At 62.8% G+C, this 11,895-nt stretch carries 7 protein-coding genes and 1 pseudogene; 5 read left to right on the top strand and 3 right to left on the bottom strand.

The window, feature by feature from the left end; all coding sequences use genetic code 11:
* Positions 1-5: 5 nt before the first annotated feature.
* Positions 6-1,001, bottom strand: a complete 996-nt coding sequence (locus tag AC15MQ_RS18665) for a LysR family transcriptional regulator (RefSeq protein ID WP_483080953.1) — start codon at positions 999-1,001, stop codon at positions 6-8.
* 182 nt (positions 1,002-1,183) lie between these two features.
* Between AC15MQ_RS18665 and AC15MQ_RS18660 the strand changes: the two genes are divergently transcribed.
* From AC15MQ_RS18660 to AC15MQ_RS18645, 4 genes and pseudogenes are all read left to right on the top strand, one after another.
* The gene (locus tag AC15MQ_RS18660) at positions 1,184-2,806 is read left to right on the top strand and encodes a tetratricopeptide repeat protein (RefSeq protein ID WP_483080952.1); all 1,623 of its coding nucleotides are present in this window, start codon (positions 1,184-1,186) and stop codon (positions 2,804-2,806) included.
* Positions 2,807-2,979: 173 nt separating this feature from the next.
* Entirely contained in the window at positions 2,980-4,233 is a 1,254-nt protein-coding gene (locus AC15MQ_RS18655; protein ID WP_287654873.1) for an HD-GYP domain-containing protein, read from the top strand.
* 155 nt (positions 4,234-4,388) lie between these two features.
* Positions 4,389-4,674, top strand: a pseudogene (locus AC15MQ_RS18650) (pseudouridine synthase family protein); the annotation flags it as partial.
* Between the two features lie 167 nt (positions 4,675-4,841).
* Entirely contained in the window at positions 4,842-8,177 is a 3,336-nt protein-coding gene (locus AC15MQ_RS18645; RefSeq protein ID WP_483080951.1) for a PAS domain S-box protein, read from the top strand.
* A gap of 56 nt (positions 8,178-8,233) precedes the next feature.
* Here the strand turns inward: AC15MQ_RS18645 and AC15MQ_RS18640 are convergent, their stop codons facing one another.
* Both AC15MQ_RS18640 and metK read right to left on the bottom strand, forming a co-directional pair.
* The gene (locus AC15MQ_RS18640; protein WP_483080950.1) at positions 8,234-9,472 is read right to left on the bottom strand and encodes an HD-GYP domain-containing protein; all 1,239 of its coding nucleotides are present in this window, start codon (positions 9,470-9,472) and stop codon (positions 8,234-8,236) included.
* Positions 9,473-9,586: 114 nt separating this feature from the next.
* Positions 9,587-10,753: a methionine adenosyltransferase gene (gene metK, locus AC15MQ_RS18635; RefSeq protein ID WP_287654876.1), complete on the bottom strand. Its 1,167-nt coding sequence runs from the start codon at positions 10,751-10,753 to the stop codon at positions 9,587-9,589.
* A 229-nt stretch (positions 10,754-10,982) separates the two neighbouring features.
* Between metK and AC15MQ_RS18630 the strand changes: the two genes are divergently transcribed.
* Positions 10,983-11,852, top strand: a complete 870-nt coding sequence (locus tag AC15MQ_RS18630; RefSeq protein ID WP_483080949.1) for a lysophospholipid acyltransferase family protein — start codon at positions 10,983-10,985, stop codon at positions 11,850-11,852.
* The last annotated feature ends 43 nt before the right edge of the window (positions 11,853-11,895 follow it).

Raw genomic sequence — 11,895 nt, 5'->3', positions numbered from 1 at the left:
TTGATTCAACAGGGTCGCAGCGCGCCTTGCGGCGCACTCCTGGTGACCGAAGGTGGCTGTGAAGGTGGCTGTGAATCGGCTTGCCGGGCTTCCGCTTCGACCGCGTGCAAGGCTTTGATGAACACCCGGGCCGACGGCGCCAGCGTGCGGCCGGCGAGGTAGATCACGCCGTAGTTCGTGCGCATGACCGGCGCAGCGAAATCGACCACGGCGAGGAACCCGGCCGCAAGGTCGTCGGCGATCATGCCGACCGTACTGGGGAAAAGCGCATCACTGTCACGGGCGATCCGTCGAGCCAGGGCCAGCGAGTTCACCGAGATCGGAGGAACGAAATCTTCGGAATCGCCCCCGTTGGCCACTCCCGAACCCCGCTCGGACGCCGTAGCGGCAGCGGCGCCACGCAGCAGGGTCGTCACCAGCGGAAAGGCATTCACCCGGGCGAGCGAAGGCTGGATTTCCGTTGCCAGCGGATGGCCTGGCCGGCAGGCGAGAACGATGCGGTGCGAGGGGAGCGTTTCGACGATCAGGCGCTTGTCGTCATCGGCGCCAGAAATCTCGGCGATACCCACGTCGATTCGTTCGGCGAGTACGTCATGCACAACTTCTGCCGGATCGGCGGTCGCGCACCGGATTTTCAGGCGGGGATGCGCCTTCAGGACACGGGCGATGGCGGTGGCGACCGAGATCTCGCTGGCATAAGGGCCGGCGCCGATGGCCAGGCTTCCCGCCTCGAGTCCGGCGAGGCGTCGGATTTCGCGGCGCAGTTCGGCTTCGCTGCTGAGCAGGTTCTCGCCGCGTTCGAGCAGAACGCGCCCAAACGGCGTCGGCGTCACGCTCCGCGGCGCGCGGTCGAAGAGCGGCACGTCGAGCGCCTGTTCGAGCGCGGCGATGCTCCGCGACAGGCTCGGCTGCGTGAGATGCAGGGCTTCGGCCGCGCGCGCAAAGTTGCCATGCTTGCCGAGGGCAAGGGCGTGGCGGATGAGGCGCAACTCAATAATCATACGTGCAGCGTATCACAATCGTGCAACAGAGGTATTGGACACCACCGCAAGGCGATGAGATCCTAGATGCAGGTTGAGGCGATATCAACTCGGGGAAGTGACGATGACCTCTACCCGGCTTGCCGAGCCGGCGGGCGCATTCTGGCGCCCACTCCGGAGAAACTTTCGCCACCCTGATCGCCATGCCATTCAATACTGCCTGCAAAGACAAACGCTTCCTCATTATCGACGACATACCCGAGATGCGTTTTTCGTTACGTCGCCAGGTGGGTAGTCTCGGATGTGAACACGTCGTGCTCAGCAACACCGTCAAGGATGCGCTGGAGAAGCTCGAGAGCAGTGCTTTCGATATCATCCTGTGTGATTACTACCTCGCCGGCGGTACCGACGGGCAACAATTCCTCGAATTCGTGCGTGGCCGCAACATCATCGGCAGTGGCGTGTTGTTCGTCATGGTCACCGGCGAGAAAAGCTACGACAGTGTCGTCACGGCCGCCGAGTGTCTTCCCGACGACTACCTCCTCAAGCCGTTCACCGCCGATACGCTGAAAATGCGCATCGAACGCCTGCTCGACAAGAAAAAACGACTCGCCCGAGTCGATCGGATGCGCGACAGGAAGAACTGGAACGGGGTGATCAACGCCTGCAATGAAATCATTGCCACCAAGGATCGTTACCTGGTCGACGCCCTGCGCATCAAGGGCAACGCCCTGCTGCAGGCGGGCGAAGCCGAAACCGCCGCGGCTTTCTACCAGCAGGTGCTGCACATGCGTTCCCTTCCCTGGGCGAGCCTGGGGCTGGCGCGGGCGCTGAATCAACTGGGCGAGAGCGCGCACTGCAAGACCACACTGAAGACTCTGATCGCCGAGTCGCCGAAGCTGATGGCCGCTTATGACCTGCTCGGCAAGGTGCATCTCGCGAGCGGCGACGCCGACGCGGCGATGGCCATCCTCGACAGCGCCTGCGTCATTTCCCCGAACTCGCTGACGCGCCACCGTGCCATCGCCAGGGTCGCCGAAAAGAAAGGCGACTTTGCGCGCGTCGAGAAGGCGCTTGGCCACGTGATCCGGAAGACGCGTCATTCGCCGCTGCGCGAAACCCGCGACTTTGCCCAGTTGGGCAACGCGCTGACCGAGATGGGCGAGCCTGGCAAGGCTGTCGCGTTGCTTGAGGAGGTCCGCACGAATTTCAGGAACGATGCCAACGATCCGCTGCTCGCCGCCGTCGAGGCGATCGCGCAGCAGAAATCGGGCAACCCGGAAAAAGCCGCGGCAGCGCTCGCGCGTGCCATGCAGAGCGACCCGTCCCGATTGCCCGAGGCGGTGACGATGGCGCTTGCCAAGGCCTGCCTGGCGACCGGCAATCAGCAGGCGGCGCAGGAGATACTGAAAAACCTGGTGCAGGAAAACCCGGAATCAAAGGATCTGCATGCACGCATTTCGGCGGTCCTGCGCGACAACGGTGCGCCAGAACTTGCCGACCAGTTGGTCAAGGAAAGCATTCGCGAAATCATTCAACTCAACAACGAGGCGGTGCGGCGGGCCAAGGCCGGCGAACTCGCCATCGCGGCCGAGATGCTCTGCGCAGCCGCGCATCGCCTGCCCGGCAACCTGCAGGTCGTAGCCAACGCGGCGACCGCACTCCTATTCGACATCTTCAGGAATGGTCTCGACGCCGCCAAGCTGCGCACGGCGCAAACCTTCCAGCAAAACGTCGAGGCGCAGTGCCCGGATCACCCCAAACTCGCCGAAATGGCCGAGTTGATGAAGCGAATTCATACCAGATACGCGCAAGCGCCGAAATAGAAGCGCAAATGAGCCGGTGTCCATCGCCGGAGGCAGTAGAGAAGACGCTGCCGGGATTCGCGATTGCCTTTCGGCCCGAGGCAGTGATGAAGCTTGATGCAGAACTCGGACGGGAACGTACCGACGCGCGCCACTGTAGTCAACTTCAGTCAGCAATATCTCGGGAGGTCACCATGCTGAAGCGAATCAATGTTAATCAACTCAGCGTCGGCATGTTCCTCAAAGAGTTCTGTGGCTCCTGGATGGAGCATCCGTTCTGGCGCTCATCGTTCGTCATCACCGACCCGAAGGATATCGCCACCATCCTGGCCAGCAGCATCCAGGAAGTGTGGATCGATTGCGACAAGGGTCGTGATCTGGCACCTGGTGAGCCGCTGGTCTCGTTCGCAGAATCGGAAGCCGAGGTCGATGCCGAACTGGCCAGTGTGGTTGGCGAAGTGCGCCAGCTCAAGCGTGTCCCGAGTATCGTCGAATTTGGCCGTGCGGCGAAAATCGTTGCCAGATCACGGCAGGCAGTGACCTCGATGTTCGAGGAAGCACGTATGGGCAACGCCTTCAATTCGTCGGGCGCGCAACGACTGGTCGACGAAATAGCCGACTCGGTGAGCCGCAACCCTGGCGCCCTGATCAGCCTCGCTCGTCTGAAGAGTACCGACGATTACACGTACATGCACTCGGTCGCCGTCTGTGCTCTGATGATCGCGCTCGCCAGGCAACTGGGCCTCGACGAGGAAAAGATCCGTTCGGCCGGTATCGCCGGCCTGTTGCACGATCTGGGCAAGGCGGTGATACCGATCGAAATTCTCAACAAACCGGGCAAGCTGACCGATGAGGAGTTTTCGATCATGAAGTCGCATCCTGAAGAAGGGCATCGGATGTTGCTCCAGGGCAGCGGCGTCGATGCCATTGCGCTCGACGTCGTCCTCCACCACCATGAAAAGACCGATGGATCGGGTTACCCGAAGCGCCTCAAAGCCGACCAGATCAGCCTGTTTGCCAAGATGGGGGCGGTCTGCGACGTGTACGACGCGATCACCTCGAATCGTTCGTACAAGGCCGGTTGGTGCCCATCCGAATCGCTGCGCAAGATGGCCGAGTGGACCAAGGGACATTTCGACCCCAAGGTCTTTCAGGCCTTCGTCAAGAGCGTCGGCATCTACCCGATCGGATCGCTGGTGATCTTGAGCAGTGGTCGGCTCGGCACCGTCATCGAACAGGGCGACAAGTCGCTGCTCAGTCCACGCATCCGGGTTTTTTTCTCGACACGAAGCCACGCGCGCATCCGCCCGGAAATCGTCGACCTCGCGCGTGGCCAGGACAAGATCGTCAGCCGCGAAGATCCGGCGAAATGGAACTTTCCCGACTTGAACGAGATATGGTCCGGGCTACCCGATTCGACCCGCGCCAGCCGCCCGCCACCTTGCTGACCAGCGCTGTCCCCAGCGGGTCACCGGCCGGCGACTTGCACGGTTATCGTAGCACCGAGCGGCGCATGGATCTCCAGGCTGATGGCTGACATGGCCTCTGTTCGCGTCGTGACGCGGACGCCGACATCACGCGCGGCTGGGTCTTCGTCGACGCCAGGGGCCTCGCTCTCCTGAACCACGGCCTCACCTCGATGCGCGGCAACTGAAACCAGCCAGGGTCGAATGGCTCAACGACGACCAGCTCCGTTTCGTTCTCCATAAGGGACGCAAACGGCAGATTCGGTGATGTGTGAACTGCTCGGGCTGCGCATCAGCGACCTCAAGCGTGTCCGCATCGGCGCGGTCCGGCTCGGTGACCCACCGCTCGGACAATGGCGCTTCCTGCACCCGGTACCAGAGCGTGAAAAGTTACCTGGCCCGGTCAATCGTTGCCGGCTATAGTGTCTTGAGCGCCCGGCTCTTTATCTGACGGCTGCTTGCACGTCCGTTCGCCTTTGGCGCAGACTCCAGCCAGCGTGAGGCACTGCGGAGACGGCGAATCCCTGCCCGCCGCAGGTGGCCTTTCTACAGGCCACATTACCCCTCGAAAAACCGGAAACCGTAACCGCATGACACGCGCTGCCCTGTCCCAGTCGGTAATCAGAAGCGAAAGCGGACGTACGCCCTACCTTGCCTATTTCCTGCTGCTGTCGATCCTGACCGCGCTGCTGCTCGGCTATTTTCTGCATCTCAGCCATCAACAGACCGAACAGGCGGTCGAAACTTCTTCGCGGAACGAAGCGCACATTCTCGCCAACCAGGTCAGTGAAACCCTGCGACGAATCGACTCCAACACATCGTTCATCGCCGAAAGCGTGTCCCCAGGCGCTGCTTCCCAGCAGGATTCGTCACTGAACCCGCAACGAATCAACGCCACTTTGAGCGCTTTGGCCACGAACTTCCCCGAAATTCTGGTCTATCTGGTCATCGACAGCGAAGGTAATCCCCTCTTCGGCAACACCTTCGGCCGCAAGGACCTGAGCATTGCCGACCGCGAGTACTTCCGACAAATCAGGAACCGCCCGGATCGCGAACTGCATTTTTCGGAGACGCTGAACGCCAGGACCACGGGGACGCCGAGCATCGTCGCGTACCGAGCCATCCTGAACCGAAGTGGAGCATTCCTGGGGCTGGTTATCACACCGATAGACCTGCGCCATTTTTCCCGGGAGTTTTCCGAACTGCAGGTCGGAGAGAATGGAATGGTGAGCATCCGCAGGAGCGACGACAGCCGCCTGGTCGTGCGCTGGCCTGAGGCCCCCGAAGAAATCAACAAACCGGCCGACCAGACGCCACCCTACCTGAGCATCCAGAGTGGCAAGACGCAGGGCATCGTCCGTTACAAGGGCCAGGTCGACCAGGTGGATCGCATATTCGCCTTTCAGAAAGTCAGCGCCTATCCGTTCTACGTACTGGTCGGCCGTGCCGTTCACGAACAGTTTGCGGCCTGGCGCGACACGGCACTGATCTCGTCGGCGCTGACAGTGGCCGGATTGCTCGCGCTGGGCGGCCTGCTGCGTCGATTGAAGCGCAGCGACGCCATCCTGCGCGACAGCGAAACACGTTACCGGGCCATCATCGAAGCGCAGCAGGATGCGGTTTGTCGATCCTTGCCCGACACCACGCTGACCTTCGCCAACCACGAGTATCGTCGCCTGTTCGCTGGCGGCGAAGTCGAGGTGCTCGGCCGACGGTGGATCGAATTCGTTCCCGAGGAGGAACGGGTGGCCGTGCTGGAACAACATGCGCGTTTGTCGCAAGCACCCGACATCCTCGAATACGAGCACTCGGTGGTATTCGCCGATGGCAGTGTGCGCTGGTTTCATTGGGCTGAAGTATCGCTCTTCGACGCGCAGGGGCAATGCACCGAGATTCAGTCGGCTGGACGGGATGTCACCGAGCAAAGACAAGCCGAGGAAGCGCTGCGCAGCAGCGAACAACGCTTTCGCGATATCGCCTTCACCAGCGCCGACTGGATCTGGGAAATGGACGCGCAGGGGCGCTACACCTTTGCCTCGGACAATGTTATGGCCATACTCGGTCATGCGCCGGCGGAACTGACAGGCCGCACCCCCTTCGACCTGATGCCACCACAGGAAGCCACGCGGGTGCGCGGCATCTTCCAGGGCCTGGCCGAACGCAAGGCGTCTTTCAGCGATCTGGAGAACCTCTGCCGACATCACGACGGGAGGCTGATAACGCTGCTGACCAGCGGCGTCCCCATCCTGTCGCCAACCGGCGAACTGCTCGGTTACCGTGGCACCGCCCGGGACATCAGTGCGCGCAAACAGGCCGAGCAGGCCCTGCACGATCGGGAAGAAGTGATGAGCGCGATCGTCTCCCAGGCGGTGGATGCGATCGAACTCACCGACCTGGAAACCTTCCGCTTCATCGAGTTCAACGATGCTTCCTGTCGCCTCCTCGGCTACACCCGTGAGGAGTATGCACGGCTCACGGTCTTCGACATCCAGGCCGAATTGCCAAGGGATCAGACGCGCGCGCTGGTGGCCGACGCCAGGGTCGGCGAAGAACGCCATTTCGAGGCCAGGCACCGGCGAAAGGACGGCAGCGTGATCGAGGTTCAGGTCAGCATGCGCTTCATTGAACTGCGCGGCCGCTTTTGCTGCGTCGCCATCTGGAGAGACATCGGCGAGCGCAAGCGGGTGCTCGTCGAACTGGAACGTCATCGCCAACTCCTTGAGGAGAGGGTTGCTGCCCGCACCGCCGAACTCGCAGCCGCCAAGGAGGCGGCTGAACAGGCGAATCTGGCGAAGAGCGCCTTTCTTTCCAACATGAGCCATGAGATCCGTACGCCGATGAACGGCATCCTCGGCATGGTGGAAATCATGCGCCGCGGCAGTGTCACGCCCCGCCAGGCGGCCCAGCTCGACAAGATCGCGGCGTCGGGCAAACACCTGCTCAGCGTGATCAACGATATCCTCGATCTGTCCAAGATCGAGGCCGGCAGGCTACTGCTCGAACAGACCCATTTCAACCTCGCCGACGTGCTGAACTCGGTCGTCGCCGTCGTCGGCGACTCCGCGACGGCACGCGGACTGCGGATTGCCGTCCACGCTCCCGGCATGCCGCAGGCGCTGCGCGGCGACCCGACCCGGCTCTCGCAAGCGGTGATCAACTATATGAGCAACGCCGTCAAGTTCACCGAACAGGGCAGCATCACGCTGACCGTCGGCGTTGTTGAGGAAACCGACGCCGACTACCTGCTGCGCATCGCGGTCAGCGACACCGGCATCGGCATCGGCATGCACGCGGCCGAGATGACACATCTGTTCCAGACCTTCGAGCAGGTCGATCACTCAATGACGCGAAAGTACGGGGGCACCGGCCTGGGACTGGCCATCACCCGGCGAATCGCCGAACTGATGGGCGGCAATGTGGGCGTGGACAGCACGCCGGGGCAGGGAAGTACCTTCTGGCTGACCGTGCGGCTGGCGAAGGAACAGGAATCGACCGGGGCAGTTACCGAGCCCGTCGGGGAGCCGGCCGAATTCGTCCTGCGTCGCGAGCATCGCGGCAAACGCGTTCTGCTCGCCGAGGACGAGCCGATCAATCAGGAGGTGGCGCAGTTCCTTCTGGAAGAGGTCGGCCTGGAGGTCGATCTCGCCGGGACCGGAGTCGAGGCGCTGCGCATGGCACAGACGAACGACTATGCGGCCGTCCTGATGGACATGCAGATGCCTGAAATGGACGGCCTGGCGGCGACGCGCGCGATCCGGCTGGTCAGTGCACCGGTATCCGTTCCCATCCTGGCGATGACCGCCAGCGCCTTCGAGGAAGACCGCCGACGCTGCCTGCAGGCCGGGATGGACGACTTCATTTCCAAGCCTGTCGAGCCGGACCGACTCTACGCAACCTTGCTGAAATGGCTGACACGGCCACGGTGACCGGGCGACGCTGCGTACAGGAAATTGCCGTCGGGTAACCGGGACCGACTGGCGTTTCAGCCCGGTGATCGCGGCACGCCGGACCAGATTTCGTGAAGGTCGGGGAAATTCCATTTCGCCGGATCTTCGCGGCTGACGATCTTGTGCGGACAGCCCGGTCGCGCGAGGTCGATGACTTCCGGCCGGATACGGGAATTGGAACGTGTCGAGAAGAAGGTCTTGATGCGTGGGCTGAGCAGCGATTTGTCGCCCTGCTCGGTGACCACCCCCAGACGACCGGAATTCAGCAGGACCAGCGAACCAATCGGATAGATGCCGATGCTCTTGACGAAGGCCTGAAACACCATCGGGTCGAAATGACCATTGCTCCACTCGGCCATCTTGCGCAACGATTCGGCCGGGTCCCAGCCGGCCTTGTACGGCCGGTTCGAGGTGATCGCGTCGTAAACGTCGCAGACCGCGCCCATCTTGGCGAAAAGACTGATCTCGGCACCCTTCAGGCGCTTCGGGTAACCCGAACCGTCGGCCTTCTCGTGGTGATGCAGGACAACGTCCAGAGCCACAGCGTCGACCTGGCGGGCTTCCAGCAACATCCGATAGCCTTCCTCGGGATGCGACTTGATGATCGCGAACTCGGCATCGGTCAGCTTGCCCGGTTTGTTGAGCACCTCCATCGGCATCGCCGCCTTGCCCAGGTCGTGCAACAGCCCAGCGATGCCAGCCGAACGTGTCTGCTGCTCGTCGAGGGCAAGCTGCCTGGCCAGGGCAATCATCAGCGCGCAGACGGCCACCGAATGCATGAAGGTATAGTCGTCGGCGGTCTTCAGACGGGCCAGGCTGATCACTGCTCCCGGATTGCGGCTCACCGAGTCGGAGATTTCTTCGACCAGTCGCTGCGCCCCGTGGGTGTCGACCGCCTTGCCCATGCGCGCCTCTTCGAACATCGAGGTCACCGCCTGCCGTGATTTGGCGACGATCTTCGCCGCACGGGTGAATTCGGCAGCGAGCGTGGTGCGCGCGACCTCCCGCTCGGCGTCGGCCGCGCTGGCCAGTTCAGCGTCCACCTGGGCTTCCGATTCGGCTTCCGAGACCAGGGGCTGACCTGCCGGCAAATCAAGACCCTTGCTGCAATCGATCCACACTTCCCGGATGCTGCTCGCGCGCACCACCTCGATGTCCTTCGGATTGGTGATGACGAATGACGAGCGCCAGAACGGATGTTCCATCCACGAACCGCAGAACTCCTTGAGGTACATGCCCACCGTGAGCTGGTGAACGCTGATTCGCTTGAGCATGGCAATATCGCGGTTTACGGGGCTGCGCCGTGAAGGCTGCAGTGTAGACTTCCGCCGCACCAGAAACAAGAAAGGGGCCGAATGGCCCCCTTTCCTTACCGTGCTGCGGCGAGCCTAGAGACCGGCGGCCGAGCGCAGGGCAGCCGCCTTGTCGGTGACTTCCCAGGTGAACTCGGGTTCGTCACGGCCGAAGTGCCCGTAGGCAGCGGTCTTGCGGTAAATCGGGCGCAACAGATCGAGCGACTGGATGATGCCTTTCGGACGCAGGTCGAAGTGCTTGCCGATCAGGTCGACGATGATTTCGTCGCTGACCTTGCCGGTGCCGAAGGTATTGACCATCAGCGACACCGGCCGGGCAACGCCGATGGCGTACGCCACCTGCACTTCGCAGCGTTCGGCGAGACCGGCGGCGACGACGTTCTTGGCCACGTAGCGGGCGGCATAGGCGGCCGAGCGGTCGACCTTCGACGGGTCCTTGCCCGAGAAGGCACCACCGCCATGCCTGGCGGCTCCGCCGTAGGTATCGACGATGATCTTGCGGCCGGTCAGGCCGCAGTCGCCGTGCGGACCGCCGACGACGAAACGCCCGGTCGGGTTGACCAGGTAGCGGGTGTTGCCGGTCAGCAGTTCCTTCGGAACGACCGGTTTGATGATCTCCTCGATCACCGCTTCCGAGATCTGCGCGTGCGAGACTTCGGGATCGTGCTGCGTCGAAACCACGATGGTGTCCACCGACTGCGGCCGGCCATCGACATAGCGGACGGTGAGCTGGCTCTTCGCATCCGGGCGCAGCCACGGCAGACGGCCGTCGCGGCGGACCTCGGCCTGACGCTCCATGATGCGATGCGCGTAGTGGATCGGCAGCGGCATCAGCGACGCGGTCTCGTTGCACGCGTAACCGAACATCAGCCCCTGGTCGCCGGCGCCCTGATCGAGATCCAGGCCCTGCCCTTCATTGACACCTTGCGCGATATCCGGCGACTGGCGGTTGATTGCTGTCAGAATGGCGCAGCTCTTGTAGTCGAAGCCGATATCGGAATTGTCGTAGCCGATACGGCGGACCGCGTCCTGCGCGATTTCGCGATAATTGATATGTGCCCTGGTGGTGATTTCGCCGGAGATGACGACCAGACCGGTGGACACCAGCGTTTCGCAGGCGACCCGCGCGGGCGGATCCTCAGCGAGAATGGCGTCAAGGATGGCATCGGAAATCTGGTCGGCAACCTTGTCCGGATGACCTTCGGAAACCGATTCCGAAGTGAAGAGGTACTCTTTGCTCACGCTGCGTCTGCTCCAATAAAAAACCCCGAAACGGCGGCGTTGCCGGCTCCGGGGTTCGAGCAGACGACGCTTTAGCAGTATTTGGTGGCCGATTACCCGGCTCCTTCCGCCCTGCAAGTTGTCCTGATTAACTCGGCGGATGGATAATTATAGTTTTTCTCCTGCCGGCTGGTCAAACCTTCTTGCAGTCTTCCTTCGCTCTTCTGACGCTCCCTGGAAATCCTGTCGCGTGCTCACTCTCTCCCGTCTTCTCAGTCGTCTGCCACTGTCGTGGCTGCATGCCTTCGGCGCCCTGCTGGGCTGGCTCACCTGGCTACTGTCGCCGACCTACCGCCGGCACCTGCGCGAGAACATGCAGCTCGCGCTGGGGGAAGCCGAGAGCCGGCGGCTGCGCGCCGCGGCCATCGGCGAAGCCGGCAAGGGCGCGCTCGAACTGACGCGCATCTGGCTGCGGCCGCTCGCCGAGACGGCCGCGCGGGTCGTCGAGATCTCGGGCTGGGAACTGGTCGAGGCGGCGGCGCGGCGCGGCAGGGGGATCCTCTACCTGACGCCGCATCTGGGTTGTTTCGAGATCACCGCCCAGTACCTGTCCACGCACGCCCCGATCACCGTCCTCTACCGGCCGCCCCGGCAGGCCTGGCTACAGGCGATGATCGAAGCCGGCCGGGCGCGCGCGCAACTGCATCTGGCAGCCGCCGACCTGTCCGGCGTACGCAGCCTGCTCAAGGCACTCAAGCGTGGCGAGGCGGTCGGCATGCTGCCCGACCAGGCGCCGAAGGCGGGCGAAGGTCGCTGGCTCGACTTCTTCGGCAAACCGGCCTATACCATGACCCTCGCCGCGCGCCTGGTCGACAGCGGCGCCAGCGTGATCATGGTCTGGGCGGAACGCCTGCCCGGCGGTCGCGGCTATCATTTCCACCTACAGGAACCGACCCGACCGATCCGCGGCACGATCGAAGAACGCGCACAACAGATCAACCACGAGATCGAACACCTGATCCGCCAGTGTCCCAGCCAGTATCTGTGGGGCTACAACCGCTACAAGGGGCGCCGCGGCAGCGAAGCGCAGCCGCTGCCGAACGCCGGCGGACCGACGTGAGCAGGCACGTGGCGCAGCGATCGTCGGATAGCCACAGCGCGGA

It is taken from the genome of Candidatus Accumulibacter propinquus (genome assembly GCF_056856495.1).
This window is presented reverse-complemented; position numbering and strand designations above follow the sequence as displayed.

Excerpts from the sequence above, each read along its gene's own strand:
- AC15MQ_RS18645 (WP_483080951.1), top strand. The coding sequence starts at position 4,842 with ATGACACGCGCTGCCCTGTCCCAGTCGGTAATCAGAAGCGAAAGCGGA.
- AC15MQ_RS18655 (WP_287654873.1), top strand. The coding sequence starts at position 2,980 with ATGCTGAAGCGAATCAATGTTAATCAACTCAGCGTCGGCATGTTCCTC.
- AC15MQ_RS18660 (WP_483080952.1), top strand. The coding sequence starts at position 1,184 with ATGCCATTCAATACTGCCTGCAAAGACAAACGCTTCCTCATTATCGAC.
- AC15MQ_RS18665 (WP_483080953.1), bottom strand. The coding sequence starts at position 1,001 with ATGATTATTGAGTTGCGCCTCATCCGCCACGCCCTTGCCCTCGGCAAG.
- AC15MQ_RS18640 (WP_483080950.1), bottom strand. The coding sequence starts at position 9,472 with ATGCTCAAGCGAATCAGCGTTCACCAGCTCACGGTGGGCATGTACCTC.